A 26129-nucleotide genomic window follows, 5' to 3' on the forward strand; every position below is an offset into this window, starting at 1 on the left:
AAGCTGAAAATCAGGGGGCGCTCAGCGCTGCGGCGGCGACCACCGCGGTGCCGGTGAGCTTGGTCTCGCCCGCCTGGTTGCGTGCAGTCAATGCCAGGGTCAGGCAGGGATCACCCTGTTCGATGCAGTGGCCCGTCACCCAGGCCTGGCAATGCACTTCGTCACCGATATGGGTGATGGCTTCAAAACGCACACTAAGGCGCCGCAGCGCCGCAGGTTCCACCCTGCGGGTGAGCACACGCGCCAGGTATGCGGCCGACAGCATGCCGTGCGCGAAGACATCGGGCATGCCGGCCTGGCGTGCATAGTCCATGTCGATGTGCAGCGGGTTGTAGTCCCCCGATGCACCGGCATACAGACCCAGCTGGTGCCGGGTGATGGGGCCTGCCGCCAGGCCGGGCAGGCCGCTTTTCGCAGCGGGAGTGGTGGCGCGCGGGGTGGGGTGCCCGCTTTGGGGCTGCGGAGGACGGATGATCATCACGCTGCGCAGATCGGCCACGGGAGCGCCATCGCTGGCCTCGACACGGGTCTCCCAGACGATGAAGCCCAGGGTGCCGTCCTTTTTTTCATAGAGATCGGCAATGCGCGGCTTGAAGTGCAGCGTTTCCCCCGCAAAAGCCAGGCGGTGGTAGACGAAGTGCTGCTCCCCGTGCAACACATGCGCATAGTTGACCTGCAGGCGCTCGTACACCTCCATCGGCCGGGGGCCTGCCATTTCCAGGCAGAACAGGAAGGTGGGCGGCAGCGGCAGCGAAGGGTAGCCACGGGCCTGAGCCACGGCCTCGTCACAGAACAACGGGTTTTCCTCACCGGTCACCTGGGCGAACAAGCGCAGACGGTCACATTCCACCCCGGCGCTGAATGGCGTGAGGTCTGTGCCCTTGAGCGAGATGTCCAGCATGGCGCCCCTTACTGCGCGGTCCAGCCGCCGTCCATGGCCCAGGCCACGCCACGCACATTGGACGCAGCGGGAGAGCAGAAGAACAGAGCCAGTTGCCCGATGTCCTGCGTCGTCGTGAACTGCATGGAAGGCTCTTTTTCACCCAGGCACAGGCGGGTGGCCTCCTGCTCGTCAATGCCCAGCGCCTGGGCCCTGTCCTGCACCTGCTTGAGCGCCAGCGGCGTGCGCACCCAGCCTGGGCAGATCGCATTGCAGGTGATGCCCGAGGTCGCGGTCTCCAGCGCAGTGGCCTTGGTCAGCCCAACGATGCCGTGCTTCGCCGCGACATAGGCCGCCTTGTTCACCGAAGCCACCAGGGCATGCACCGAGGCGATGTTGATGATGCGGCCCCAGTTCGCGGCCCGCATGGCGGGCAAGGCGAGCCGAGTGGTGTGGAAGGTCGCGCTCAGGTTGACCGCCAGAATGGCGTCCCAGTGTTCGGCGCGGAAAGCCTCCAGGGGAGCGACATGCTGGATGCCCGCATTGTTCACCAGGACGTCCACGCCCCCGAACCGGTCGCTGGCGTAGCGCATCAGATCGGCGATATCCGAAGGCCTGGTCAGATCGGCCGGATGGTGTTCAACCCGGCCGCCCAGTGCCGCCACCTCCTGCATGGCGGCCTGCACGTCGCCAAAGCCGTTCATGACCAGGTTGGCGCCCTGTTGGGCCAGGGCCTTGGCGATACCCAGGCCGATGCCGCTGGTGGAGCCTGTCACGAGGGCTGTTTTGTTGCTGAGACTCATGCTGTTGGTGTGGTGTTGCGGCAGTACTGGCAGGCTTGCGGATTACTTCCACAGAGTGCAGCGCGATTCCGCCTTGGTGGTGAAGACCTCTTCGCCCGGCATGGTGGCGATCCGCTTCACATAGTCCCAGGGCATGGTCGATTCGGCGGGCGCCTTGACCTGCATGAGGTACATGTTGTGCACATAGCGGCCATCGGGGCGCACATGGCCCTGGGCGTAGAAGTCCTTGAGCGGGGTCTTCTTGAACCAATCCATGACCTTGTCGGCATCCGTGGTCTTGAGGGCCTGCACTGCCTTGAGCCATTGCATGGTGGCCGAGTAGTTGGCCGCCTGGATGTCGGTGGGCATGCGCCTGGCCTTCTCGAAGAAGCGGCGGCCGAACTGGCGGCTCTCATCATCCAGGCTCCAGTCCCAGCTGGTGGTGAACAGCAGGCCCTCGGCGTTCTTCAGGCCCATGCTGTGCACGTCCACCAGGAACAGCATCAGGCTGGCGACCTTCATGCTCTTGCCGATGCTGAACTCGCGCGATGCCTTGAGCGCGTTGATCATGTCGCTGCCACCGTTGGCGATGCCCAGGATCTGCGCCTTGGAGTTCTGCGCCTGCACCAGGAAGGACGAGAAATCCGCAGCGCCCAGCGGGTGCTTGACGCCACCTATGACCTGGCCGTTGTTGGCCTTGATCACGCTCGTCGCGTCGCGCTGCAGGGCCTCGCCGAAGGCGTAGTCGGCGGTAAGAAAGAACCAGTTCTTGTAGCCCTGCTTGAGCAGTGCGCCCGCCGTGCCCTTGGCCAAGGCCGTGGTGTCCCAGGCGTAGTGGATGGTGTAGGGCGAGCATTGCTCGTTGGTCAGCGCCGAGGTTCCGGGGCCGTTGGCGATGAACACGCGCTTCTTTTCCTGCGCGAGCTTGGCCATGGCCAGGGCGGCGGCCGAGTTGGTGCCACCCACGAGCATGCTGATGTTCTGGGTGTCCATCCACTCACGCGCCTTGGAGGCGGCGATGTCGGCCTTGTTCTGGTGGTCGGCGCTGAGGAGTTCGATGGGCAGGCCGTTGACCTTGCCGCCGAAGTCGTCGATGGCCATCTGGATGGCCATGGCGCCGTTCTTGCCGTCCAGATCGGCGTAGGCGCTGGACATGTCGGTCAGAAAGCCGATGCGAATCTTGTCCTGTGCCTGGGTGGGCAGGCTCATCAGGCCAACCAGGCCGAGCGCGATGGCGAGATGGCGGGAATGCAGGGGCATACTTGTCTCCTTCGTGGGTAGGTGGGTGGGGGAGTGCCGTCACTTCCTTGGGGAACGAGGCGGAGCACGTGTCTGCGCAGCGCCGCCCCGGGGCACGGGCTTAGAAGGCGTGGCGCAGACCGACCATCAGGCCGGTCTGGTTCTGGCCCGCGACGGGCGCCAGCGCGGTGTTGCTCACGCCCACCGAGGGCGAGAAGCGCGCGTTGCCGTCGTTGCGCAGGGCGCCCACCGTGGCGTAGGCGGTCGTGCGCTTGGAGAAGGCATAGGTGCCGCGCAGCGCCAGCATCTTGCCGCCGTCGGCGCTGTCCTTGTAGTCGAAGTGGTAGTACTGAGCCTCCAGCGTGATGGCCTGTGTGACCGGGTGGGCCACGCCCAGCGACCACAGGTTGCTCTTGCGGTACGCATTCAACGCCGCGTCGTTCTTGCGCTGCATGTAGTTGGCTGTCAGCTTGGTCTGGCCGAGCAGGGTGTAGCCGCTCAGGGCCAGGCGCTGGTCCTTCTTGCCGCTCAGGTCGGCGGTGGCGGGCGTTTCGCGGCTGCCGTCCAGGCCCCGCTGCTCGTCGATCCAGGTGCCCACGCCCCAGGTGGGCGCGTCGTACTTCAGCACGGCGGACCAGGCGCGGCACTCGCTACCCCGGCCGCGCTCGCCCGGGCAGGTCTGCGCATCCTTGCCCAGGCTGTAGAGCGCGCCCAGCGTGACGCTGCTGAACTTGCCGAGGTAGGCGATGGAGTTATCCAGGCGCGGGCCGGCCAGGTAGGTGTCGAACGCGCCCGCCCCGTAGATCTGCGCCAGGAAGATGTCGGTGTTGGCCGCGCCGGGGAGCAGCATGGAGTATTGGCGCCCCAGCGACACCGTGCCCCAGCCGCCGGACAGGCCGACGAAGGCCTGGCGACCGAAGGCGCGTCCACCTTGCTGCAAGCTGCCGTTGTCCGGGGCGAAACCCGATTCCAGCGTGAACACGGTCTTCAGGCCGCCGCCCAGGTCTTCGCTGCCACGCAGGCCCCAGCGCGAGGCGGCGGAGCCGGCGATGCTGGGCATGCGCGTGATGCCGCCGCCGGCGCTGGTGTGGTTGAGGCGCTCGACGCCCGCGTCGATCAGCCCGTAGAGGGTGACGTCGCTCTGGGCGTGCGCGGGGGCAGCCAGGGTGCAGCACAGGGCCAGGGCGCTGGCGAGTAACAGGGGGGTGCGTTGCATGGGATCTCCTTGGTTGTATTTGTGGGGTGGGCGATTTGCTTACATCTTGCAGAGCGCAGAGGCGGCGGGCGCGATCGAAGCGGGATAGCTCTGCTCGATCACCGGGCGCAGCGCGCCGTCGGCCATCTTCACGCGGGCGACGTAGTTGGGGATGAGCATCTGGTTGTCGGCTGTGCGCACGGTGCCGGCCAGCCCGGAGGGCTTCCAGACCAGGATGGCGATCATGAAGATGAAGGGCAGCAGCACCGACACTTCCGGCAGGTACACCGCCCCCACGGCCTGCATCATTCCAAGCAGCAGCGCCGCGATGAAGGCGCCGGCCAGCGAGCCCAGGCCACCGATGACCACGACCACGAAGGAGTCGATCAGCACGTCCGAACTCATGTGCGGCGACAGCGACAGGAAGGGCCCCGCCACCACGCCGGCCAGGCCGGCCAGCGCGCTGCCCAGGCCCACCACGGCGGCGCTCAGCGCATCGGTGTTGACGCCCTGCATGGAGGTGGTCACTGGGTCGGTGCTGGCCGCGCGCACGAACAGGCCCACGCGGGAAAAGCGCAGCCATAGCGTCAGCCCCAGGGCCACTGCCGCGCCCACCGCGATCACACCGAGCCGGTAGGCCGGCACCTCGTTGCCCAGCAGGTTGACCGAGAAGTTGAGCAGATCGGGTGTGAACAGGGACAGGTTGGCCTTGCCCCAGATGAGGACCACCAGGTCCTCCAGGATGAGCAGCAGGCCGAAGGTCACCAGCATCACGTTGAGCGGCTCGCGGTCCTGCAGCAGGCGAAAGCCATAGCGGTCGAGCAGCACGCCCACCACCGCCATGATGGCGGGCGCCACCAGCAACGCCACCCAGAAGTTGCCGTGCTGGGCCACCGAGTAGCCAAGGTAGGCGCCCAGCATGTAGAGCGCGCCGTGGGCAAAGTTCACCACGCGGCGCAGGCCGTAGATCAGCGCCAGTCCCGAGCTCATCACGATGAGCAGGGCGCCGTACACCAATCCGTTGAAAAGATTGATCGTCAACATGTTCTTGTCTCCTGTGCGGGGGCTCGGATCCACGTTGTGGCCACCGGCTACCCGTCTATTGCTATGTTGTTAATAGCTTGAAGTTCTTATATTCATTAGCCTGGAGCGAGGAATCGCCTGGCAAACTACCGGGGCGCCTCAGCGGTGCTGGAAGTCCGGCCTGCGCTTGTCCAGGAAGGCGTGCATGCCCTCGTGCGCATCGCTGCTCGCGAAGCGGCCGTACAGCGCGCGGCGCTCGAATAGGATGCCCTCGGTCAGCGGGCTTTCCCAGGCACGGTTCACCGACTCCTTGATGGCCGCCAGCGCGGGCAGCGAGAACGACGCGATCTGCGCCGCCAGCGCCAGGCTGCGCTCCAGTAGTTCGGCGTCGGGCACCACGCGTGAAACCAGGCCGTAGCGGTCGGCCTCCTGGGCGTCGAGCATGCGCGCCGACAGGCACATGTCCATGGCCTTGGCCTTGCCGATGGCGCGCGGCAGGCGCTGCGTGCCGCCGGCGCCGGGCAGCATGGCGAGCTTGATCTCGGGCAGGGCAAAGCGCGCCGACTCGGCCGCCACGACGATGTCGCAGGCCAGCGCCAGCTCGCAGCCGCCGCCCATGGCGTAGCCCGCCACGGCGGCGATCACGGGTTTTCGGACGGCGCGGATGGTTTCCCAGTTGCGCGTGATGAAGTTGTCCTGGGTGACGTCCATGAACGTCCAGTCGGCCATGGCCTCGATGTCTGCCCCGGCGGCAAAGGCCTTGTCGCTGCCCGTGATGACGATGGCACCGATGCCGGGGTCGGCATCGAAGGCCAGGAGGGCCGCGCCCAGTTCGTCCATCAGTGCGTCGTTCAGGGCGTTGAGCTGCTGGGGCCGGTGCAGGGTGATCAGGCCCACGCGGCCGTGCGTTTCCACGCGGATCGGGCTATCGTCCGTCATGCGCTGTCTCCGGTGTGGCGGCGTGGTCAGCCGGGGGTGCGCATCAGCTCGCGCAGCTTGAACTTCTGGATTTTTCCGGACGGCGTGGCCGGCATGGTGTCGGTGACTTCCAGCCGCTCGGGGATGTACTGCAGGGCCACCTTCTGGTCCTTGAGGTACTCCACCATGGTGGGCAGGTCGAAGGTCTGGCCCGGCTTGGGCACCACTACGGCGCAGGCGCGCTCGCCCAGGCGCTCGTCGGGGTAGGCCACGATGGCGGCCATGGCCACGGCGGGGTGGCGGTAGAGCAGCGACTCGATCTCCACCACCGGGATGTTCTCGCCGCCGCGGATGATCACGTCCTTGCTGCGGCCGGTGATGCGGATGTAGCCTCGCGCGTCTATGCGTGCCAGGTCGCCGGTGTCGAACCAGTCTTCGGCGTCGGTCCCGTTGAGGTGCGCGCGGTGCAGGTAGCCGCCGAAGTTGGAGCACGAGCGCAGCATCAGCCGGCCGGTCTCGCCCACGGGCAGGTCATTGCCATCCACATCGACCACCTTGACCTCCACGCCGGGCAGCGGGCAGCCGTCGGTGGAGAAGGAGCGCTCGTCCTCGTCGTCGAGCTGGGTCAACGTGACGGCGCCGTTCTCCGTCATGCCCCAGGCGGACACGATCTTGGCTCCCAGCGCGACGCGGGCCTGCTCCACCAGCGGACCGGGGATGGGCGCGCCGGCGCACAGGAAGGTGCGCAGCGCGGGCACGCCCTGGCCCGTCTCGGTGACGGTCTTGGCCAGGTCGGTGAGGAACGGTGTGGAGGCCATGGTGAAGGTCACGCCTTCCTTCTGGATCAGTCCGATCGCCTTCTTGGGCTCCCAGATGTCCTGCAGCACCACGCTGGCCTTGAGCATGACGGGCATGATCAGCCCGTACATGAAGCCGGTCTGGTGCGCCATGGGCGAGGCCATGAGGATGATGTCCTCGGCGTCCAGGTGCAGGCGCTGGGCGTAGGGGACGATGTTGGCCATCACCGTGTTGGCCGAGTGCATCACGCCTTTGGGCTCGCCAGTGGTGCCCGAGGTGTAGATGAGCTGCGTGATGTCGTCCGGGCCCGGGCGGTTGCGCGTGAGGATGTTCCGCGCGTCAGGCGCCTGCTCCCATTCCGGGCCGCTCAGCAGCGCCTCGAAGCTGTTGGCGCCGGTGCCGTCCACCACCACCAGGTGCTGCAGGTGCGGCAGGCTGGGCTGCAGGTCGGTGACCATCTTTTCGAAATCGAAGCCGCGGAAGGTCTTGGGTGCGATCATGACCTTGGCTTCGCCGTGTTTGAGCATGAACGACAGCTCGCGCTCGCGGAAGATGTGCATCAGCGGGTTCATCACCGCGCCGATGCGCGAGCAGGCCAGGTAGGTCAGCGTGAACTGCCACCAGTTGGGCAGCTGGCAGGCCACGATGTCGTTCTTGCCCACGCCCAGCCGCGTGAGGCCTACGGCGATGCGGTCGGTCATGCGTGCCAGCTCGCCGTAGGTGAAGCGCCGGAATTCTCCCGTTTCCACGCGCAATGCCGTCAGCGCAAGCTTGTCGGGGCAGGTGGCGGCGCAAGCGTCCAGGTCATCGTTGATGGTGCGGTCGTGCCAGAGGCCCCGGGTGATCATGCGCTCACGGCGCGGGGGCAGCAGTACGGCGTCGAATTGCATGGTTTGTCTCCTTGATTTTGTGTGTGCAGCTTCAGGCGGGTACGTTCTTGCGTCCCGCCCGCGTCCGGGCGATGATGGTTTTCATGATCTGGGCCGTGCCGTCGCCGATCTGGAAACCCAGCACATCGCGCAGGCGCTGTTCCATCAGGCCGCGGTCGTAGCCGCCGTGGCCGAAGCACAGCAGGCACTGGTGGATCACGTCGTAGGCCAGCTTCGGCCCCCACCACTTGGCCATGCCGGCCTCGGCGGTGTGGGGCAGGCCCTGGTCCTTGAGCCACAGGCCCTGCAGGCACAACAGGCGCGCGCCTTCCACTTCGGTGTCGTACTGTGCCAGCGGGTGCGTCACGCCCTGGAAGGCCGAGAGCGGCTGGCCGAAGGCCTGGCGCTCGGTGATGTACTGCCAGGTCTCGTCCAGCGCCACGCGCGCCACGGCCAGGCATTGCAGGCCGATGAGCGAGCGCGAAAAATCAAAGCCGTGCATCACCTGCACGAAGCCCTTGTCCTCGTCGCCCAGGCGGTGGCTGACGGGCACGCGCACGTTCTCGAAGAAGATGGAGCCGCGCCCGATGGCGCGCTGGCCGTGGCAGTCGAAGCGGTTGGTGGTGACGCCAGGCGTGTCCATCGGCACCAGCAGGGCCGTGACGCCATGTGCGCCGGATTCGGGCGTGCCGGTGCGGCCGAAGACCACGGCGATGTCGGCCTGGTCGGCCGCCGAGATGGAGGTCTTCTCACCGTTGATGACGTATGCATCGCCCACGCGCTCGATGCGCAGGCGCAGGTTGGCCGCGTCGGAGCCGCCGCGCGGCTCGGTCAGCGCGATGGCGCAGATGGCCTGGCCCTGGATGAGCTTTTGCAGCCAGGGCTTGACCACCTCGGGCTGGCCGTACTTGGACAGGATCTGCGCGTTCAGCGAGGCCAGCAGGTTCAGGTACGAGAAGCTCAGGTCGGCACGTGCCATTTCCTCGTGGATCACGCCGGCCGCCAGGCAGCCCAGCCCCAGGCCACCGAACTGCTCGGGCAACTCGGGCACGATGAAGCCGAGCTCGCCCATCTCGCGCAGCAGGGCACGGTCCAGCACCCGGGTACGGTCGCGCTCCTGGAAGCCAGGCGCGACCTTCTCCTGGGCAAAGCGGCGCACCGATTCGGCCAGCGCCTGCAGGTCTTCGTTGATATAGGGGTTCGGGTTCATCAGGGTCTCCAGAAATGGCGCCACCCCACGGGTGTGGTGGCTCGGCGGGGGCGCCGTCGATGGCAAGGGCGTGGGTGCTCAGTCGGCGACGATCTTGCGGTCCTTGATCAGCGCCGACAGCGTGCCGCCCTCGTCGGCCAGCAGCTTGCGGAATGGGGCCGTCTCCAGCGCTACGGGCTCGGCGCCCAGGCTGTTGAAGCGCTCCTTGAGCGCGGGCGCTGCCAGGGCCTTCGTGATCTCGCGCGACAGGCGCTCGGTGATTTCGGCGGGTACCTTGTTCGGCGCCCAGACGCCGAACCAGATGTCCAGGCTGGCATTCTTGATGCCCAGGTCGGCGTAGGTGGGCGCGTCCGGGAAGAACGGGGACTTGCGGTCGCTGGCCACGGCCAGCAGCTTGACCTTGCCGGCCTTGATGTGGGGGAAGGCGATGCCGGGGTCGAAGACGAAATCGGCCTGGCTGGCCATCACATCCTGCAGGGCCGGCGCGGAGCCTCGGTAGGGTACGTGCGTGATGAAGGTGCCGGTACTTTGCTTGAACAGCTCGCCGGCCAGGTGGGGCGGCGTGCCGGGCCCCGAGGACGCGTAGTTGAGCTTGCCCGGCTGGGATTTCGCCAGGGCGAGGAGCTGCTTGACGTCCTTGGCATCCAACGTCGGGCGCGCCACCAGGTACATCTGCATGCGCCCGATGCCCATCACGGGCGCCAGGTCGCGCGTGGGCACGAGGTTGGACTTGAACAGCAGCGGGTTGACGGTTTCCACCGAGGTCGGCGCCACGAGGAAGGTGTAGCCGTCGGGCGCGGCGCGCGACACCTCGCTGGCGCTCAGCGTGCCGCTGACGCCGGGCTTGTTGTCCACGATGAAGGTCTGCCCCATGGCTTCAGACAGCGACTGCGCCAGGGCGCGGGCCATCACGTCGGTGCCGCCACCGGGTGCGAAGCCCACCACCAGGCGCACGGGCTTGGCCGGCCACGCAGCGGACTGGCTGGCGGCAGGCAGCGCGGCCGTGGCGAGAAATGCGGCGGCACCGAGGGCCAGGGTGCGGCGTGCGAGGCAGCGCAGGCTGCGGTGGGATGCGAGGGGGGTCATGGTGTCTCCTGTGTTGTCATGGCTGGCCGGCACCCAGGCCGGTGTGTGGTCACGGCGCATCACGCGCCTCCCTGGGCGGCCAACGCCGCGCGGATGGCCTGGACCGATTCAGGGTTGACCAGGGTGCTGAGGTCGCCCGGGTCGTCGCCCAGCCAGGCGGCGCGCACGACGCGGCGCATCATCTTCATGTTGCGGGTGCGCGGCAGGTCGTCCACCAGGACCACCTGGGCCGGACGGAAGGCGCCGCCGAGACCGGCCACGACGGCAGCCGACAGGGTCTTGAGCGCGCCCGCCGGGTCGATGCCGGGGCGCGGCACGCAGATGCAGACCACCGCCGTGCCCTTGACCGCATCGGGCACACCGATGGCGGCGGCATCCTGGACCAGGCCGGTGGCCATCAGCAGCGCCTCGATTTCCGAGGGACCAGTCCGCTTGCCGGCGATCTTGAGCGTGTCGTCGGAGCGGCCGTGCACGTACCACATGCCGTCGGCGTCGCGGCTGGCAAAGTCGCCATGCACCCACAGCCCGGGCAGGCGCGACCAGTAGCTCTCCAGGTAGCGCTCGCGGTCGTGCCACAACCCGCGCGTCAGGCCGATGCTGGGGCTGCGCATCACCAGCTCGCCCGTCACGCCGGGGCCGACGCTGGCGCCTTCCGCATCGACCACGTCGGCGCCCGTGCCCGGCACCGGGCCGGCGAAGGCGCAGGGCTTGAGCGGGTGGATCACCGTGCCGGTGAGGATGCCGCCCACCTCGGTGCCGCCGGAATAGTTGAGCAGCGGGACTTTTTTCTGGCCCACGCACTCGAAGGTCCACTGCCAGGCCTCGGGCGTCCAGGGTTCACCGGTGGAAACGATGACGCGCAGCGAACTGAGGTCCAGGGCATCGAGCGCCGCGCCATCGAGCGACATCGACAACCGCGCCACCGTGGGCGCCAGGCCCAGGTAGCTGACGCGGTGGCGCTCGATGAGGCGCCACAGCCGGTCGGGCTGCGGGTAGTTGGGCGCACCTTCGGCCAGCACCACCGTGGAGCCCATCAGCAGGCCGCCGAACACCAGAATCGGGCCCACGAGCCAGCCCATGTCCGACATCCACAAAAATCGGTCCTCGGGCTTGAGGTCCATGCAGATCGACAGGTCCAGCGCCGTCTTGACCGGGAAGCCGCAGTGCGAGTGCACCACGCCCTTGGGCTTGCCCGTGGTGCCCGAGGTGAACATCAGCAGGAAGGGGGCGTCGGCAGGCATGGCCTCGGTGGGCACGGCCGCGCAGTCGGCTGGGGCGCCGGCCACCAGCGCGTGCCACCAGTGGTCGCGCCCCGATTGCCAGCCGTGTTCGGTGGCCAAGTGTCCCAGTACGACCACATGGCGCACACCCGGGCACTGCTGCAACGCCTCGTCGGCGACGGCCTTGGCGCCCACCGGCTTGCCCCGCCGCAGCGAACCATCCACCGTGATCAGCGCAGCGGCCTGGCCATCCGCCAATCGTTGGGCAATGGCATCGGCGCCAAAGCCCGAGAACATGGGCAGCACGATGCCGCCGATCTTGGCCACGGCCAGCATCGCGGCGGCCGCCTGCGGCAGGTTGGGCAGGTACATGCCCACCACATCGCCCGGCCCCAGGCCCAGCTGGCGCAGGCCCCAGGCCAGACGGCAGGTTTCGCGGTCGAGGTCGGCGAAGGTCCAGGCGGACACCGTGCCGTCTTCGCCCTCCCAGACCAGCGCCTCCTGGTCGTAACGCGGCGAGCCCCGGCGCCGGTCGATGCAGTTGAGCACCACGTTGGTGGTGCCGCCCACGCACCAGCGGGCGAAGGGCAGCCCCTCGCCCAAGTCCAGCACCTGTTCGTAGGGCTGTTCAAACCGGTAGTCGAGGAAGCGGATCAGCGCGTCATGGAACCACGCCGGGTCGGCGCTGGCGCGCTCGTTGAGCGCTTCGAAACTGTCGACCCCGAGCGCCCGCATGAAGCGCGTGAGGTTGGCGTTGTCCACCGTGTGGCGGTCGGGCCACCACACAGCGCCGGACGAAGGGAGGGCATCGGTTGGCATGGCGCGCTTTCCGGTCGGGCTTACTTGGCGTACTTGCGGAACTCGGGCTTGCGCTTGTCCTTGAGCGCGTTCACACCCTCGCGCGATTCCTCGGTGTCGTAGAACAGCTTGAGCGCGTACATTCCCATGCCGGCAATGCCAGCCTGGTGTGCCGTGTCCATGTTGAAGCTGCGCTTGGCGATGGCGATGGCCGTGGGGCTGCGCTCACAGATGGTCTCGGCCCATTCCTGCACGGTGGCGTCGAGCTGCTCGTGCGGCACGCAGATATTGGCCAGACCCATGGCCACGGCCTCCTGACCCGAGTAGCGCTTGTTCAGGTACCAGATCTCGCGCGCCTTCTTCTCTCCCACCACGCGGGCCAGGAAGGCCGTGCCGTAGCCCGGATCCACCGAGCCCATCTTGGGACCCACCTGGCCGAAGACGGCCTTGTCGGAGCAGATGGTCAGGTCGCAGATGGTGCACAGCACGTTGCCGCCGCCGATGGCAAAACCCTGCACGCGCGCGATCACGGGCTTGGGCACGTCGCGGATGGCGGTGTGCAGCTCCTCCATGGGCAGGCCGATGGTGCCGCGCCCGTCGTAGTTGCCGTCGTGCGCCGACTGGTCGCCACCGGTGCAAAACGCCCGGTCGCCGGCGCCGGCCAGCACGATGGCTCCCACACTCTTGTCATAGCCGGCCTTGTTCAAGCCCTTGATGATCTCGTCGCAAGTGGTGCCGCGGAAGGCGTTCATCTTCTCGGGCCGGTTGATCGTGATCCAGGCCACGCCGTTCTTCACTTCGTACAGGATGTCTTCGAATTGCATGATGTGCTCCTTGGAAAAATGGATGGGAACGGCGCGGGGTCAGCCGTGCATGGTCAGACCGCCGGAGACGCTGATGACCTGGCCAGTGATGAAGGCCGCGTCTGCGCTGCCAAAGAACACAATGGCGTTAGCCAGGTCTTCGGGCTGGCCCAGGCGACCCATGGGGATGGCGCTCTTGAAGGCGTCGATCAGTTTGGCGGGGTCGCGTGCACCCTCGGCTACACCGGCCAGCAGGGCCGTGTCGGTGGGGCCGGGGCAGACTACGTTCACGTTGATGCCGTGGCGGGCATGCTCGCGCGCCAGGGTCTTGGACAGCGCCACCAGCCCGCCCTTGCAGGCGGAATACACGGCCTCGCCCGACGAGCCGCCGCGCGCCGCGTCCGAGGCCACGTTGACAATGTGGCCCGACTTGCGCTCGCTCATGCCGGGCAGCACGGCGTGCAGCATGTGCAGCGCGCCGGTTAGGTTGATGGCGATCAGCTTGTCCCACTCGGCCGACACGGTCTTGACGAAGGGCTTGAATACGTCCCAGCCGGCGTTGTTGACCAGCACGTTGACGGGGCCGAGTTGGGACTCGGTGGCGGCCACGGCGGCGTCCACCTGGTCGCGCTGGGTGATGTCGCAGGCAAAGGCGGCCGCCTGGCCGCCTGCCGTGCGGATGTCGGCAGCCACTTTTTCAGCGGCGGCGAGGTTCATGTCAAACACGGCCACCTTGGCACCTTCCGCTGCGAAACGCCGGCAGGTGGCGCTACCGATGCCACCGCCGCCGCCGGTCACGATGACGGTCTGATTCTTGAGTCCTTGCATGTGCTTTCTCTCCTGGTCAGGGGTTGCTATGCTTGCCATGTTAGAGGTTGCGACAAGCATTTAAGTAAATATGTTGCCTATATTAGGCCTAAAAATTCCTGAAAACAAGACTGGAAATCAAGAGGAAAATAATGGAAAACCCTAAATTCAAGAGAGATCATGCGAAATCTGAGCTGGCCAATAGACTTTTCTTCAGGCTCTATCAATGTGCAAATATGTTGCATAAAACTGGCTCTCGTGCGGTCGAATCCGAGGGATTGACCACGCAGCAGTGGGCCGTGCTGGGTGCGTTGTCGCGCGAGCCCGCGGGCATGAGCATCGGGGCGCTGGCGCGCTATCTGATGATGAGCCGGCAGAACCTGGCCGGCCTGATCAGCCGCATGGAGCGCGAGGGCCATGTGAGTAGCGCCCCTGACGGGCGTGACCGGCGTTCACGCCTGGTTGCGATGACGCAGGCAGGGCGCCACACTTGGGAGCATGCAGCCCAGGTCAAGATCGAGGCCTACTACGCGCAGGCCCTGGAGGGTTTCTCGGTCAGCGACCAGGTGCATGCGCTGCACTATCTGCTGAAGCTGCTGGACAACATGCAGCGCATCGATGCCGCGCAGGGCGCGGCAGAGGGAGATGAGCCAGCTTGAGAAGCGTCAGGCCGCCAGTTCGCCCCCGATGACGGCGGCGGCAGGCCTGTCTTCGCGCAGGCTGGGGCCTCGCATCACCTCTATGCCACCCGCCTGGCCCGCGCCTTCATCGGTCGAGTGGCAGCTGGCATGACCTGTTGGCTTGCTGGCCTCGGAACGTGTTCACGATCTTTTCATGGCCGCGCAAGGCACTTGCCCTCAGTGCTGGGGCGAAATCGGGCGATTGGATGCCTCGGCATCGCGTGAGGCATCTCCGGTGCAAACGAGATACGCGCGGATTGAGTCGTATATAAAACCTAATTTTTATATCAAGAAATAGCTAAAGAGCCGCCTTCCGGCGGCATGGCTGTTTACACTTGCTGTCCAGCTCAGGGTTATCCCGTATTTTTGGAGCCCTGCCGTGTATTCATCCATTGAAAGAGCCCCCTCATGTTGAAGAAGACCCTGTCCGCACTGGCCCTCGCCGCACTGGCCATCAGCGCCCATGCCGCCGATGTATTGAAGGTGGCCGCCACGGCCGTGCCGCACGCCGAGATCCTGAATTTCGTGAAACCCCAGCTCAAGGCCCAGGGCGTGGACCTGCAGGTCAAGGAGTTCAGTGACTACGTGCAGCCCAACATGGCCGTGGAGGACAAGCAGCTCGATGCCAACTTCTTCCAGCACCAGCCCTACCTGGACAGCTTCAACAAGGACCGCAAGACCAGCCTGGTGCAAGTGCCGGGCGGCAAGGTGCATGTGGAGCCCTTCGGCGCCTATTCCAGCAAGCTCAAGAACCTGAAGGACCTCAAGGACGGCGCCACGGTGGCCATCCCCAACGACCCGTCCAACGGCGGCCGCGCCCTGATCCTGCTGGCCAAGCAGGGCTTGATCGAGCTCAAGGACCCCAAGAGCCTCACGCCCACGCCGCTGGATGTGGTCAAGAACCCCAAGAAGCTGAAGTTCAAGGAACTCGAAGCGCCGCTGCTGCCCCGTGCGCTGGCCGACGTGGACCTGGCCCTGATCAACACCAACTATGCGATCGAAGCCAAGCTCAACCCCACCAAGGACGCCTTGTTCATCGAAGGTGCCGACTCGCCCTACACCAACATCGTGGCTGCCCGTGCCGACCGTGCCAACGACGCCAGCATTGCCAAGCTGATCAAGGCCCTGCACAGCGCCGAGGTGAAGAAATTCATGCAGGAAAAATACAAGGGTGCCGTGGTTCCAGCGTTCTGAGCGCGCCTGCACGATCTCTGCGCAACCTGCAAAGCGCTGCCTTCGGGCAGCGTTTTTTTTGCCTGGACGGGGTGGTGCCTCAGCCCAGCAAATCGACCATGTCGAGCATCCGCCTGGCCACTTCGCCCAGCTTCAGGCCCTTGTCCATGGCGGTTTTGCGCAGTTTTTCGTAGGCCGCCTGTTCGGTGAGGCCCTGGCGCTGCATCAGCACGCCCTTGGCGCGGTCGATGGTTTTACGGTCCTGCAGCTCGGTTCTGGCGTCGGCCAGTTCGGTGCGCAGTGCCTGCTCGTGCGCAAAGCGCGCCATGGCCACATCCAGGATGGGGCGGATGCGCTGGGGCGCCAGCCCGGCCACGATGTAGGCCGACACGCCGGCGGCCACGGCGTCTTTCACATGCGTGGTGTCCTCGTCATTGGTGAACATGACGATGGGGCGGCGTGCGTCGCGGGTGGCCATCACCACATGTTCGAGGGCGTCGCGGGCCTCGCTTTCTGCGTCCACGATGATCAGGTCGGGCTGCAGCTGGGCCAGCCGCTCGCCCAGAAACACATCGGCCGGCAGCGTGGCAATGAGGTTGAAGTTGTTTTCCAGCAGGCCGATGCGCAGCGCCCGTGAGCGTTCGGCCTGGGCGGCGGCGTGTTCGTCGTCGGGGTCGGCAATGGCCAGGTCGGGGGCCACCACCACAATGCGCAGGGCGTCGGTCATGCCGCAGCAACAAGCAAGATTTACGCCACATGTTGGTGCGCCGGGATGGTGCACGCTGTGGGTGTTGGCTGTGAGTTGGCGGTGGACCCGACTGGGCAGGCGCCGGGTTTTACACTCGGGGCATGAGCTTGCTGATCCTGGGTATTGAATCTTCGTGCGATGAAACCGGCGTGGCGCTGGTCCGCTCCACCGGCGGGGTGGCCGTGCCCAGCTTGCTGGCGCATGCCTTGCACAGCCAGATCGAAATGCACCAGGCCTATGGCGGCGTGGTGCCCGAGCTGGCCAGCCGCGACCATATCCGCCGCGTGCTGCCGCTGACCGAGGCCGTCATGGCCGAGGCGGGCCAGCGCCTGGCCGATGTCGATGTGGTGGCCTACACCCGCGGGCCGGGCCTGGCCGGCGCACTGCTGGTGGGCGCTGGCGTGGCCTGCGCGCTGGGCGCCGCACTCGACAAGCCCGTGCTGGGCGTGCACCACCTCGAAGGGCATTTGCTGTCGCCCTTTTTGAGTGCCGACCCGCCGGAATTTCCCTTCGTGGCCTTGCTGGTGTCGGGCGGCCACACGCAGCTCATGCGGGTGGACGGCGTGGGCCGCTACGAACTGCTGGGCGAAACCATCGACGATGCGGCCGGCGAGGCGTTTGACAAGTCGGCCAAGCTCATGGGCCTGGGCTACCCTGGCGGGCCCGCGCTGTCGCGCCTGGCCGAGCAGGGCGACCCGGCGGCCTTCAAGCTGCCGCGCCCCTTGCTGCACAGCGGCAATCTTGATTTCTCTTTTGCGGGCTTGAAAACCGCTGTGCTGACGCAGGCCAAAAAACTGGGTGACACACTGGAAGCACGCAAGCCCGACCTGGCCGCGAGTACCGAGGCGGCGATTGTGGAAGTGCTGGTGAAAAAAACGCTCACGGCCCTGAAGCAGACGGGCTTGAAGCGCGTGGTGGTGGCGGGTGGCGTGGGCGCCAACCGGCATTTGCGCGCCCAGCTCAATGCGGCTTGCGCGCAGGGCAAGGTGCGCGTGCACTACCCCGAGCTGCACCTGTGCACCGACAACGGCGCCATGATCGCCATGGCGGCCGCCATGCGGCTGCAGGCGGGCCAGCAGATGGCCAACCGCACCTATGCGTTCGACGTCAAACCCCGCTGGCCGCTGGACGCCCTGGGGGGCTGAATTGCGGGGGTGTTGACCGGCGCCGCTACGCAGGGATCGTTCGGGTGCAATGTGCGGCAGCTTTACCCGGGCTTCACTTGGCTGTAGCGGGCAGGACATGACTGAACCGCACAATGGGGCATGCCTTGCACGCTGCCTCTTTGCCATGAATGAACGTTCCTTTGCCACCGCGGCGCGCCCTGCGCAGCGCATCCTTTGTCGCCGGATGGGCGCGGTTTTACCCTGGTGCTTGACCTCGGCAGTGGCCCTGCTGGCCGGCTGTGCCAGCCTGGCGCCACCCGACAGCCGGCTACCGCAGACACCGGTGCCACCCGCATGGTCCGCGCCAACTGCTGCGGACATGCCCGCCACCTCCCTGGCGCAATGGTGGCAGCGGTTCAACGACCTGCAGCTCACGCAGCTGGTCACGCAGGCCCTGCAGGCCAACACCAGCGTGCGCAGCGCGCAAGCCGCCTTGCAGCAGGCGCGCGCCCAGGTGGATGTGCAGGCTGCCGGCCTGCTGCCCAGCGTGGGGGCTTCGGCTTCGGCGCAGCGCAGCCGGGCCTCGAACAGCACGGGCAACAGCTTTCAGGCGGGGTTTGACGCCAGCTGGGAGCCCGATGTGTTTGGTCGCCTGCGCAGCGGCGTGAACGCCAGCCAGGCCGATGCCCGGGCCGCCGAGGCCAGCCTGGCCGACGTGCAGGTGTCGCTGGCCGCCGAAACCGCCGTGAACTACGTCGAGCTGCGGGGCCTGCAGCAGCGGCTGGCCATTGCGCGCAGCAACCTGGCGAGCCAGCAGGAGACGCTGCAGATCACCCAGTGGCGCCTGCAGGCCGGGCTGACCACCTCGCTGGTGGCCGAGCAGGCCCGTGCGGCGGCCGAGCAGACGGCAGCGCAGATTCCCGCGCTCGCATCGAGCCTGGCACAGTCGCGCCACAGCCTGGCCGTGCTGACCGGACAGGCCCCGCTGGCGCTCGATGCGCTGCTGGCAGAGCCCGCCGCCGTGCCCCAGCCCGCGCAAGACCTGGCGCTGGCCATTCCTGCAGAAACCCTGCGCCAGCGGCCCGATGTGCGCGCTGCCGAGCAGCGCATTGCCGCCGCTCTGGCCCGGGTGTCGCAAGCCGATGCCGCGCGCTACCCCGACTTCAGCATTTCGGGCAATCTGGGCCTGCGCGCCCTCACGCTGGGCGCCCTCGGCAATGGCAGCTCCGTGGTCAGCGCCTTGCTGGCCAGTGTGTCGGTGCCCGTGTTCGATGGTGGCGCGGCGCGGGCGCAGGTGCGTGTGCAGGAGGCGGCGCTGGCGCAGGCCCGCGTGGCCTATGAAGCCTCGGTGCTCACGGCGCTCAAGGATGTGGAAGACGCCCTGGCAGCCCTGCAAGGGAACCGCGAACGCCTGGTGCGGCTGCAGGCGGCCGCCGACGCCGCGGGCAATGCGGACTTGCTGGCCCGCCAGCGCTACAGCAGCGGCCTGATCGACTTCCAGTCGGTGCTGGAAACCCAGCGCACGCTGCTGTCCACCCAGGACAGCGTGGCCGCCACCGTGGCCAGTGTGTCGGCCGACCATGTGCGGCTGTACAAGGCGCTGGGCGGTGGCTGGCAGTAGCGCCGTCCCCTCACGCCCGCAAACAGCGGTTGGACCGCCACCAGATACCTCCAACAGACACCGAATTCGATGGCCATGAACTCTCCTGAAAAGAACGCATCCCCCGCCAGCCCTTCCACTGCCGCCGATCTGCAGGCGCTGCTCGGCGGAGGCAAGCCGCGCCGCTGGTGGCAACGCTCCTCCCTGTGGCTGGGGGTGGCAGTGCTGGTGGCCGCGGGGGGCGGCCTTTATTACTGGCAGAGCCACCAGCGCGCCAGCGCAGCCCCGGTGTATGTGACCGAAGAGGTGGTCCGGGGCAATCTCACGCTCAACGTGTCGGCCAACGGCACCTTGCAGCCGACGCGGGCGGTGACCATTGGCAGCGAGCTGTCGGGCACCGTCAGAAACGTGCTGGTGGACGTGAACGACCAGGTCAGAAAGGGTCAGGTGCTGGTCGAACTCGACACCGCCAAGCTCGATGCGCAGGTGCTGCGCTCGCGCGCCTCGCTGGCGGCGGCGCAGGCGCGGCTGGCGCAGGCGCAGGCCACCACCAAAGAGGCGCAGGCCGGTTTTGCGCGGCTGGAGGAGGTGGCGCGCCTGTCGGGCGGCAAGGTGCCCTCGGCCGCCGAGCTGGATACCGGCCGGGCCACGCTCGAACGGGCCCGCGCCGATGAGGCCAGTGCCCGCGCCTCGGTGGACGACGCCCGGGCGGCGCTGTCCACCGACACCACCAACCTGTCCAAGGCCTCGATCCGCTCGCCCATCGACGGCGTGGTGCTGACCCGTTCGGTCGAGCCCGGCAACGCCGTGGCCGCCTCGCTGCAGGCCGTCACGCTGTTCACGCTGGCCGAAGACCTCACGCGGCTGCGGCTCGATGTCAGCGTGGACGAGGCCGATGTGGGCTCGGTGAAGCTCGACCAGAAAGCCAGCTTCACGGTCAGCGCCTACCCGTCGCGCCGTTATCCGGCCAAGGTCACGCGGGTGTCGTTCGGCTCCACCAAGACCGACAACGTGGTCACCTACATCACCTGGCTGGAGGTGGACAACGCCGACCTGAGCCTGCGCCCCGGCATGACGGCCGCAGCCACCATCACCTCCACCGAGCGCAACGATGTGCTGCTGGTGCCCAACACGGCGCTGCGCTTCACGCCCGCCGTTGCGGCAGGGGCGGCGGCGCAGCCTGCGTCGTCGAGTGGCGGCATCATGTCGCAGCTGATGCCGCGCATGCCGCGCTCGGGCACACGCCGATCCGGCGCTGGCGGCGCTGGCGGCGATGCGGCCGACGGCGCGGGCCGTACCCGCCAGGTGTGGGTGCTCCAGGATGGCGCCGCGCATGCCGTGACGGTGCAGATGGGCATCAGCGATGGCCGCCGCACCGAGGTCAGCGGCGAAGGCCTGGCCGAGGGCATGGCCGTCATCACCGACCAGCGCGCCACCGGGGCCGCGAAATGAGCGAGGCCGCAAACGCCCCGGGTGAGGGCGGCCGGCTGCCCGGCAATGCGCCGCCGCTGATCCGCCTGCGCGGCGTGACCAAGGTGTATGGCGAGGGCGCGCTGGCCTTCCAGGCGCTGAAAGGGGTGGACCTCGACATCACCCAGGGCGATTTCGTGGCCATCATGGGCCCCAGCGGCTCCGGCAAATCCACCGCCATGAACACCCTGGGCTGCCTGGACCGGCCCACCGCCGGCGAATACCTGTTCAAGGGCGTGCATGTGGAATCGCTCTCGCGCGACGAGCGCGCGCGCCTGCGCCGGCAGTATTTCGGCTTTGTGTTCCAGGGCTTCAACCTGCTGGCGCGCACCTCGGCACAGGAAAACGTCGAGCTGCCCCTGCTGTACCGGGGCGAATCGGCCACGGCCCGCCACGCCGCTGCGGCCCGCGCGCTGGATGCCGTGGGCCTCAAGGGCTGGGAGCACCACACGCCGTCCGAGCTGTCGGGCGGGCAGCAGCAACGCGTGGCCATTGCGCGCGCCATCGTCACCGAGCCGGCCGTGCTGTTGGCCGATGAGCCCACCGGCAACCTCGACACCCAGCGCAGCCAGGAAATCATGGAGCTGCTCTGGCGGCTCAACGCCGAGCAGGGCATCACCGTGCTGATGGTCACCCACGAGCCCGACATGGCCGCCTATGCCCGGCGCATCGTGCGCTTCGTCGATGGCCGGGTGGACAGCGATGCGCCCAACCCGCACCCCGTGGGCTTGCGCGCCCATGCAGCGGTCGAGCCTGTCGTTCCTGCACCCGAGGTTTCCTGATGCTGCTCAACACCCTTTTGCTCGCCCTGCGCTCGATCCGGCGCAACCTGATGCGCTCGTTCCTCACCATCCTGGGCATCGTGATCGGCGTCAGCGCCGTCATCACCATGGTCACGCTGGGCAATGGCGCCACCATGGCGGTGCAAAACCAGATCTCGGGCCTGGGCACCAACCTGCTGCAGGTCCGCCCTGGCCAGCGCATGGGCCCAGGCGGTGGTTCCGGGGCACCCGCATTCAAGGACACCGATGCCGATGTGATTGCCCAGCAGATTGGCGGCATCCTGGCCGTGGCACCCGAGGCGCGCACCAGCGCCACCGTGGTGGCCGGCGGGCGCAACTGGACCACCAGCATCATCGGCAGCACCAATGGCTGGCTCGAAACCGGCAACTGGGCCGTGCGCACCGGACGTGTGTTCACGGACGCCGAGCTGCGCGCCGGTGCCGCCGTGTGCCTGATTGGCGAGACCGTGCGCCGCGAGCTGTATGGCACACGCGATGCCGTGGGCGAGCAGCTGCGGGTGAAGGCGTTTTCATGCGAGGTGGTGGGCGTGCTGGCCTCCAAGGGGCAGGGCGCCTTCGGCAATGACCAGGACGACACCGTGCTGGTGCCGCTGCGCACGCTGCAGCGCCGCGTGACCGGCAACACGCGCGTCAACACGCTGCTGGTGTCCATGCAGGACGGCAGTGACCCCGAGCGCGTGAAGGCCAGCCTCACGCAACTGTTGCGCGAGCTGCGCAAGCTGTCGGATACCGACGAGGACAACTTCAACGTGCTCGACACCAAGCAGCTGGCCGACACGCTCTCGGGCACCACCAAGGTGCTGACCATGCTGCTGGGCGCCGTGGCTGCGGTGAGCCTGCTGGTGGGCGGCATCGGCATCATGAACATCATGCTGGTGAGCGTGACCGAGCGCACCCGCGAGATCGGCCTGCGCCTGGCCATTGGCGCCCTGGAACGCGAGGTGCTGCTGCAGTTCCTGATCGAGGCCGTGGTGCTGGCAGCCCTGGGCGGGCTGATCGGCATCGTGCTGGCCACGGGCGCCTCGGTGGGCCTGTCGGCCCTGATGGATGTGCCCTACCTCTTCAACCCCGGCGTCAACCTGCTGTCGTTCGTGTTCTCGGCGGGGATCGGGGTGGTGTTCGGCTACTTCCCGGCCCGCCGCGCGGCGCGCATGGACCCGATTGATGCGCTGCGGCACGAGTGACGCAGGCGCGGTGATGGATCGCGCCGCTTGATGCTAATTCGTACCGTTTTTTTGTCGAATGGGGAGCAGCCGGAGGCTGCCCCTTGCCGCCGCTCAGTGCACGACCAGCTGCACTGACTTGTCGGCGGGTACCTGCCGCACCAGCGTGAGCGTGAGCACGCCGTTCTCCAGCTTGGCCGTGCTGGCGGCGGCGTCAATGGCATTGGCCAGCTCCCAGGCGCGCTGCAACTGGCGGGGTGCGCCTTCCACGCTTTGCAGCTGGACCACATTGCCGTCGATGCTGATCTGCAATTGCTCGCGCGCCAGGCCGGGCACGTCCAGTTGCAGCGTGGTGGCCTTGTCATCGCGGGCCACGGTGACGCCGGCGGTGCTGGCGCGGGCCGGTGTTGCGAGAGTGCCCATCAGGAAGCGTTGCAGCGCCAGGTCAGAAGAACGGGGTGCACTGGCGTAGGCGGCGCGGCGGATCATGGGGGCGAAAATCATGGGGTGGCTCCTATACACTGCGCGGCTCTCGACGTGGTCGCCGCATGCCAAAGAGGTGTGTGCGGCCCCGCCGCATTTCAAGGAGAAAATGGCATGAATAAATTGCGCTCCCCGGGCTTGAAATCAGGCGCAGCGGCATTACGTCCATCCGTTTGGGCCGTGCTTGCCGCCTTGGCAGGCGTGCTGGCCCCGGTGTCTGCCGGCTGGGCGCAGGCCCCGGCACCTACGGCGGCAGTAGCGCAGGCCAGGCCCGTCAAGATGGCCCTGATCGAAAGCCTCTCGGGCCCGTTCGCCAATACCGGCGAGGCGGTTTTTCGCAACATCTACTGGGCGGTCGAGCGCGTGAATGCGCGCGGCGGCGTGCAACTGCCCGCAGCGGCCGGTGGTGCCCGCCCGCTGGCGCTGGAGCGCTACGACAGCAAGGGCCAGAACGAAGAGGCCCTGTCGGCCCTGCGTGCGGCCATCGATGATGGCGCGCAGGTCATCCTGCAGGGCAATTCGTCGGCCACGGCGGCGGTGCTGATCGATGCCATCAACAAGCACAACGAGCGCGAGCCGGGCAAGCGCGTGCTGTTCCTCAACTACTCGGCGGTCGATCCCATCCTCACCAACGAAAAATGCAGCTTCTGGCATTTCCGCTTTGACGCCCATGCCGACATGCGCATGGCCGCCCTGATGGAGGTGGTGCGCGAGGACAAGGCGCTCAAAAGCGTGTACCTCATCGGGCAGGACTACAGCTTTGGCCAGGCCGTGCTGCGCGAGGCCAAGCGGCAGCTGGCCGCGCAGCGCCCCGACGTGGCCGTGGTGGGCGATGAGCTGCACCCCATCGGCCGGGTCAAGGACTTCGCGCCCTATGCCGTCAAGATCAAGGCCAGCGGCGCGCAGGCCGTGGTCACGGGCAACTGGGGCAACGATCTCACGCTGCTGGTCAAGGCCGCGCGCGAGGTGGGCTTTGACGGCAGCTTCTACACCTTCTATGGCAACGCGCTGGGCGCGCCGGCCGCCCTGGGCGATGCCGGTGTGGGCAAGGTGGTGGCCGTGGCCGACTGGCTGCCCAACGTGCCGGGGGCGCAGAGCGAGGCGTTCTACCAGTCCTTTCGCACGCGCTTTCCCAAACCGCAGGACGACTATGTGCACATGCGCATGCAGCTCATGGTCGAGGCGCTGGCCCAGTCCATCGAGCGCGCGGGCAGCACCGACGTGGTGGCCGTGGCCCGGCAGATGGAAAAAGCCAGCGTGCAGCTGGCAGGCCAGGGCGGCAGCATGCGCGCGTCCGACCACCAGTTCCAGCAGGCCCTGGCCGTGGGCGTGATGGACAAAAAGGGCGCGCCCGGTGTGAAGTTCGATGTGGAAGGCTCAGGCTACGGCTTTCGCGTGGTGCGGCAGATCCCCGCCGCCCGGGCGCAGCAGCCGCACAGCTGCAGCATGCAGCGGTATTGAGCGGGTCTGCGCGGTGGGCGGGGCGCTCCCTGCGCAGGGCGCTGTACCCACCTCAGCGGCGAATCCTGTAGCCTGTCTTGAAGACCCACCACACCAGGCCCAGGCACGCCGCCATGAACACCAGCGTCATGCCCACGCTCACGCCCATGTGCACGTCGGCCGCGCCATAGAAGGCCCAGCGCAGGCCGCTGATGAGATAGACCACCGGGTTGAACAGCGAGACCGTCTGCCAGAACGGCGGCAGCATGCTGATGCTGTAGAACGCACCGCCCAGGAACGTCAGCGGCGTGATGACCAGCAGCGGAATGATCTGCAGCTTCTGGAAGCTGTCGGCCCACAGCCCGATGAGAAAACCGAACAGGCAAAAGGTGATGGCCGTGAGCACCAGAAAGCCCAGCATCCACACCGGGTGGGCGATTTCGTAGGGCACGAACAGCCGCGCCGTGGCCAGAATCAGCGCACCGACCATCAGCGATTTGGTGGCCGCGGCGCCCACATAGCCCAGCAGCACCTCGACCCAGTTGACCGGTGCGCTCAGCAGTTCGTAGATGGTGCCCGACCACTTGGGCATGTAAATGCCAAAGGCCGAATTGGAAATGCTCTCGGAGAGCAGCGACAGCATCAGCAGGCCCGGGATGATGAAGGCGCCATAGTCCACGCCGCCAATGTCGCCCATGCGCGAGCCGATGGCCGAGCCGAAGACGATGAAATACAGCGAGGTCGAGAGCACGGGCGCAATCAGGCTCTGCGCCCAGGTGCGAAAGGCGCGGTGCATCTCGAAGCGGTAAATGGCGCGCACGCCGTGCAGGTTCAGGCCCATCATTGGCTGGCTTTCCGTTCGTGGACGAGGCTGACGAAGATGTCTTCGAGCGAGCTCTCGGAGGAATGCAGGTCCTTGAAGTCGATGCCGTGCTCGCCCAGCGCGCGCAGCAGCGCAGCGATGCCGGTGTCTTCCTGCTGGGTGTCAAAGCTGTAGGTCAGTGCATGGCCGTCGGCCGACAGGGCCAGGGGCCAGCGCGCCAGCGTATCGGGCACGCGTTCCATGGGGTGCTGCAGCGTGAGGGTCAGCTGCTTTTTGCCGAGCTTGCGCATCAGCACGTCTTTGTCTTCCACCACGATCAGTTCGCCCTGGCGGATCACGCCAATGCGGTCGGCCATGTCTTCGGCTTCCTCGATGTAGTGCGTGGTCAGGATGATGGTGGTGCCGGCGCCCTGCAGCGCGCGCACCAGGCGCCACATGTCGTGGCGCAGCTCCACGTCCACGCCGGCGCTGGGTTCGTCGAGGAACAGGATTTTCGGCTCGTGCGACAGCGCCTTGGCGATCAGCACGCGGCGTTTCATGCCACCCGAGAGCGCCAGGATCTTGGTGTCCCGCTTGTCCCACAGCGACAGGTCTTTCAGGATCTTTTCGATCAGCGCCGGGTTGGGGGCCTTGCCAAACAGCCCGCGGCTGAAGCTCACTGTGGCCCAGACGGTTTCAAACGAATCGGTGTGCAGCTCCTGCGGCACCAGGCCGATGGCGGAGCGGGCGGCACGGTAGTCGCGCACGGTATCAAAGCCGTCGGCCGTCACGCTGCCCTCGGAGGCATTGGTCATGCCGCAGATGATGCTGATCAGCGTGGTCTTGCCAGCGCCGTTCGGGCCGAGCAGGGCAAAAATTTCGCCACGGCGAATATCCAGGTTGACGTTCTTCAGCGCCTGGAAGCCACCCGCGTAGGTTTTGCCGAGGCCGCGCACGCGCACGATGGCGTCTGCAAAAGGGGTCGAAGGGAGGTTGGCAGACATGCGGTAGGTGAGTGAAAGAGGTGGGGCAG

At 67.1% G+C, this 26129-nt stretch carries 24 protein-coding genes; 8 read left to right on the forward strand and 16 right to left on the reverse strand.

The genetic code is table 11. From position 1 onward, the window contains the following. Positions 1 to 10: 10 nt before the first annotated feature. The 12 genes from BLW02_RS20240 to badH all read right to left on the reverse strand — a co-directional run bounded on the left by BLW02_RS20240 (position 11) and on the right by badH (position 13649). On the reverse strand, positions 11 to 901 hold the full coding sequence (locus BLW02_RS20240) for an FAS1-like dehydratase domain-containing protein (RefSeq protein ID WP_244273715.1): 891 nt from the start codon (positions 899 to 901) through the stop codon (positions 11 to 13). Between the two features lie 8 nt (positions 902 to 909). Further along, positions 910 to 1683, reverse strand: a complete 774-nt coding sequence (locus BLW02_RS14905) for a 3-hydroxybutyrate dehydrogenase (protein WP_092699829.1) — start codon at positions 1681 to 1683, stop codon at positions 910 to 912. A 42-nt stretch (positions 1684 to 1725) separates the two neighbouring features. Next, positions 1726 to 2922, reverse strand: coding sequence for an ABC transporter substrate-binding protein (locus BLW02_RS14910; RefSeq protein WP_092699831.1), 1197 nt, complete (start codon positions 2920 to 2922; stop codon positions 1726 to 1728). A 100-nt stretch (positions 2923 to 3022) separates the two neighbouring features. Then, positions 3023 to 4117: a porin gene (locus tag BLW02_RS14915; RefSeq protein ID WP_092699833.1), complete on the reverse strand. Its 1095-nt coding sequence runs from the start codon at positions 4115 to 4117 to the stop codon at positions 3023 to 3025. A gap of 39 nt (positions 4118 to 4156) precedes the next feature. After that, positions 4157 to 5140 (reverse strand): branched-chain amino acid ABC transporter permease, encoded by a 984-nt coding sequence (locus tag BLW02_RS14920; RefSeq protein WP_092699835.1) that lies wholly within the window; start codon positions 5138 to 5140, stop codon positions 4157 to 4159. 138 nt (positions 5141 to 5278) lie between these two features. Continuing rightward, positions 5279 to 6058 (reverse strand): enoyl-CoA hydratase, encoded by a 780-nt coding sequence (locus BLW02_RS14925; RefSeq protein WP_092699837.1) that lies wholly within the window; start codon positions 6056 to 6058, stop codon positions 5279 to 5281. Positions 6059 to 6084: 26 nt separating this feature from the next. Further along, positions 6085 to 7725 carry a cyclohexanecarboxylate-CoA ligase gene (gene aliA / locus BLW02_RS14930; protein ID WP_092699839.1) on the reverse strand — a complete coding sequence of 547 codons (1641 nt, stop codon included), beginning with the start codon at positions 7723 to 7725 and terminating at the stop codon, positions 6085 to 6087. 31 nt (positions 7726 to 7756) lie between these two features. Then, positions 7757 to 8914: a cyclohexanecarboxyl-CoA dehydrogenase gene (aliB, locus tag BLW02_RS14935; RefSeq protein WP_092699841.1), complete on the reverse strand. Its 1158-nt coding sequence runs from the start codon at positions 8912 to 8914 to the stop codon at positions 7757 to 7759. Between the two features lie 78 nt (positions 8915 to 8992). Continuing rightward, positions 8993 to 10000, reverse strand: coding sequence for a tripartite tricarboxylate transporter substrate binding protein (locus BLW02_RS14940; protein WP_092699885.1), 1008 nt, complete (start codon positions 9998 to 10000; stop codon positions 8993 to 8995). A 59-nt stretch (positions 10001 to 10059) separates the two neighbouring features. Then, positions 10060 to 12039, reverse strand: coding sequence for an AMP-binding protein (locus BLW02_RS14945; protein ID WP_092699843.1), 1980 nt, complete (start codon positions 12037 to 12039; stop codon positions 10060 to 10062). Positions 12040 to 12059: 20 nt separating this feature from the next. After that, a complete protein-coding gene (gene badI, locus BLW02_RS14950; protein WP_092699845.1) occupies positions 12060 to 12842 on the reverse strand; it encodes a 2-ketocyclohexanecarboxyl-CoA hydrolase in 783 nt (260 codons plus the stop codon). Between the two features lie 39 nt (positions 12843 to 12881). Further along, positions 12882 to 13649, reverse strand: coding sequence for a 2-hydroxycyclohexanecarboxyl-CoA dehydrogenase (gene badH / locus BLW02_RS14955; RefSeq protein WP_092699847.1), 768 nt, complete (start codon positions 13647 to 13649; stop codon positions 12882 to 12884). Between the two features lie 131 nt (positions 13650 to 13780). Here badH and BLW02_RS14960 point away from each other — a divergent pair, with 131 nt between their 5' ends. Further along, positions 13781 to 14287, forward strand: a complete 507-nt coding sequence (locus BLW02_RS14960) for a MarR family winged helix-turn-helix transcriptional regulator (protein ID WP_092699849.1) — start codon at positions 13781 to 13783, stop codon at positions 14285 to 14287. A 429-nt stretch (positions 14288 to 14716) separates the two neighbouring features. Next, positions 14717 to 15502 carry a MetQ/NlpA family ABC transporter substrate-binding protein gene (locus tag BLW02_RS14965; RefSeq protein ID WP_092699851.1) on the forward strand — a complete coding sequence of 262 codons (786 nt, stop codon included), beginning with the start codon at positions 14717 to 14719 and terminating at the stop codon, positions 15500 to 15502. A 79-nt stretch (positions 15503 to 15581) separates the two neighbouring features. Here BLW02_RS14965 and BLW02_RS14970 read toward each other — a convergent pair whose 3' ends face one another. Continuing rightward, entirely contained in the window at positions 15582 to 16208 is a 627-nt protein-coding gene (locus BLW02_RS14970) for an ANTAR domain-containing response regulator (protein ID WP_092699853.1), read from the reverse strand. A gap of 122 nt (positions 16209 to 16330) precedes the next feature. Here BLW02_RS14970 and tsaD point away from each other — a divergent pair, with 122 nt between their 5' ends. The 5 genes from tsaD to BLW02_RS14995 all read left to right on the forward strand — a co-directional run bounded on the left by tsaD (position 16331) and on the right by BLW02_RS14995 (position 22392). After that, positions 16331 to 17374: a tRNA (adenosine(37)-N6)-threonylcarbamoyltransferase complex transferase subunit TsaD gene (gene tsaD, locus BLW02_RS14975; protein ID WP_092699855.1), complete on the forward strand. Its 1044-nt coding sequence runs from the start codon at positions 16331 to 16333 to the stop codon at positions 17372 to 17374. A gap of 205 nt (positions 17375 to 17579) precedes the next feature. After that, positions 17580 to 18956, forward strand: coding sequence for an efflux transporter outer membrane subunit (locus BLW02_RS14980; protein WP_092699857.1), 1377 nt, complete (start codon positions 17580 to 17582; stop codon positions 18954 to 18956). Positions 18957 to 19031: 75 nt separating this feature from the next. Next, positions 19032 to 20387, forward strand: coding sequence for an efflux RND transporter periplasmic adaptor subunit (locus BLW02_RS14985; RefSeq protein WP_092699887.1), 1356 nt, complete (start codon positions 19032 to 19034; stop codon positions 20385 to 20387). Beyond that, on the forward strand, positions 20384 to 21187 hold the full coding sequence (locus BLW02_RS14990; RefSeq protein ID WP_092699859.1) for an ABC transporter ATP-binding protein: 804 nt from the start codon (positions 20384 to 20386) through the stop codon (positions 21185 to 21187). The genes BLW02_RS14985 and BLW02_RS14990 overlap by 4 nt, the downstream gene beginning before the upstream one ends. Then, the gene (locus BLW02_RS14995) at positions 21187 to 22392 is read left to right on the forward strand and encodes an ABC transporter permease (RefSeq protein ID WP_092699861.1); all 1206 of its coding nucleotides are present in this window, start codon (positions 21187 to 21189) and stop codon (positions 22390 to 22392) included. Before BLW02_RS14990 ends, BLW02_RS14995 begins: the two co-directional genes overlap by 1 nt. A gap of 93 nt (positions 22393 to 22485) precedes the next feature. On the opposite strand, the gene BLW02_RS15000 is transcribed toward BLW02_RS14995, so the two are convergent. Beyond that, positions 22486 to 22875, reverse strand: a complete 390-nt coding sequence (locus tag BLW02_RS15000; protein WP_092699863.1) for an Hsp20/alpha crystallin family protein — start codon at positions 22873 to 22875, stop codon at positions 22486 to 22488. A 93-nt stretch (positions 22876 to 22968) separates the two neighbouring features. On the opposite strand from BLW02_RS15000, the gene BLW02_RS15005 reads away from it, so the two are divergent. Continuing rightward, on the forward strand, positions 22969 to 24315 hold the full coding sequence (locus tag BLW02_RS15005) for a branched-chain amino acid ABC transporter substrate-binding protein (RefSeq protein WP_092699865.1): 1347 nt from the start codon (positions 22969 to 22971) through the stop codon (positions 24313 to 24315). 52 nt (positions 24316 to 24367) lie between these two features. Here the strand turns inward: BLW02_RS15005 and BLW02_RS15010 are convergent, their stop codons facing one another. Together BLW02_RS15010 and BLW02_RS15015 are read right to left on the reverse strand one after the other, a co-directional pair. Next, positions 24368 to 25129 carry an ABC transporter permease gene (locus tag BLW02_RS15010; RefSeq protein WP_092699889.1) on the reverse strand — a complete coding sequence of 254 codons (762 nt, stop codon included), beginning with the start codon at positions 25127 to 25129 and terminating at the stop codon, positions 24368 to 24370. Positions 25130 to 25134: 5 nt separating this feature from the next. Then, positions 25135 to 26100: an ABC transporter ATP-binding protein gene (locus BLW02_RS15015; protein WP_092699867.1), complete on the reverse strand. Its 966-nt coding sequence runs from the start codon at positions 26098 to 26100 to the stop codon at positions 25135 to 25137. Positions 26101 to 26129 lie beyond the last annotated feature (29 nt).

The sequence above is a fragment of the Acidovorax soli genome (assembly GCF_900107605.1).
Taxonomy (GTDB): domain Bacteria; phylum Pseudomonadota; class Gammaproteobacteria; order Burkholderiales; family Burkholderiaceae_C; genus Acidovorax; species Acidovorax soli.

Bases quoted from the DNA above. Each gene is read 5' to 3' on its own strand.
- BLW02_RS15005 (WP_092699865.1), top strand. From the start codon at position 22,969: ATGAATAAATTGCGCTCCCCGGGCTTGAAATCAGGCGCAGCGGCATTA.
- BLW02_RS14985 (WP_092699887.1), top strand. From the start codon at position 19,032: ATGAACTCTCCTGAAAAGAACGCATCCCCCGCCAGCCCTTCCACTGCC.
- BLW02_RS14910 (WP_092699831.1), bottom strand. From the start codon at position 2,922: ATGCCCCTGCATTCCCGCCATCTCGCCATCGCGCTCGGCCTGGTTGGC.
- BLW02_RS14995 (WP_092699861.1), top strand. From the start codon at position 21,187: ATGCTGCTCAACACCCTTTTGCTCGCCCTGCGCTCGATCCGGCGCAAC.
- BLW02_RS15000 (WP_092699863.1), bottom strand. From the start codon at position 22,875: ATGATTTTCGCCCCCATGATCCGCCGCGCCGCCTACGCCAGTGCACCC.
- badH (WP_092699847.1), bottom strand. From the start codon at position 13,649: ATGCAAGGACTCAAGAATCAGACCGTCATCGTGACCGGCGGCGGCGGT.
- BLW02_RS14960 (WP_092699849.1), top strand. From the start codon at position 13,781: ATGGAAAACCCTAAATTCAAGAGAGATCATGCGAAATCTGAGCTGGCC.
- BLW02_RS14990 (WP_092699859.1), top strand. From the start codon at position 20,384: ATGAGCGAGGCCGCAAACGCCCCGGGTGAGGGCGGCCGGCTGCCCGGC.
- tsaD (WP_092699855.1), top strand. From the start codon at position 16,331: ATGAGCTTGCTGATCCTGGGTATTGAATCTTCGTGCGATGAAACCGGC.
- BLW02_RS14970 (WP_092699853.1), bottom strand. From the start codon at position 16,208: ATGACCGACGCCCTGCGCATTGTGGTGGTGGCCCCCGACCTGGCCATT.
- BLW02_RS14915 (WP_092699833.1), bottom strand. From the start codon at position 4,117: ATGCAACGCACCCCCCTGTTACTCGCCAGCGCCCTGGCCCTGTGCTGC.
- BLW02_RS14965 (WP_092699851.1), top strand. From the start codon at position 14,717: ATGTTGAAGAAGACCCTGTCCGCACTGGCCCTCGCCGCACTGGCCATC.
- BLW02_RS14945 (WP_092699843.1), bottom strand. From the start codon at position 12,039: ATGCCAACCGATGCCCTCCCTTCGTCCGGCGCTGTGTGGTGGCCCGAC.
- BLW02_RS14980 (WP_092699857.1), top strand. From the start codon at position 17,580: ATGGGCGCGGTTTTACCCTGGTGCTTGACCTCGGCAGTGGCCCTGCTG.
- BLW02_RS20240 (WP_244273715.1), bottom strand. From the start codon at position 901: ATGCTGGACATCTCGCTCAAGGGCACAGACCTCACGCCATTCAGCGCC.
- aliB (WP_092699841.1), bottom strand. From the start codon at position 8,914: ATGAACCCGAACCCCTATATCAACGAAGACCTGCAGGCGCTGGCCGAA.
- BLW02_RS14940 (WP_092699885.1), bottom strand. From the start codon at position 10,000: ATGACCCCCCTCGCATCCCACCGCAGCCTGCGCTGCCTCGCACGCCGC.
- BLW02_RS15015 (WP_092699867.1), bottom strand. From the start codon at position 26,100: ATGTCTGCCAACCTCCCTTCGACCCCTTTTGCAGACGCCATCGTGCGC.
- BLW02_RS14925 (WP_092699837.1), bottom strand. From the start codon at position 6,058: ATGACGGACGATAGCCCGATCCGCGTGGAAACGCACGGCCGCGTGGGC.
- BLW02_RS14920 (WP_092699835.1), bottom strand. From the start codon at position 5,140: ATGTTGACGATCAATCTTTTCAACGGATTGGTGTACGGCGCCCTGCTC.
- aliA (WP_092699839.1), bottom strand. From the start codon at position 7,725: ATGCAATTCGACGCCGTACTGCTGCCCCCGCGCCGTGAGCGCATGATC.
- BLW02_RS14905 (WP_092699829.1), bottom strand. From the start codon at position 1,683: ATGAGTCTCAGCAACAAAACAGCCCTCGTGACAGGCTCCACCAGCGGC.
- badI (WP_092699845.1), bottom strand. From the start codon at position 12,842: ATGCAATTCGAAGACATCCTGTACGAAGTGAAGAACGGCGTGGCCTGG.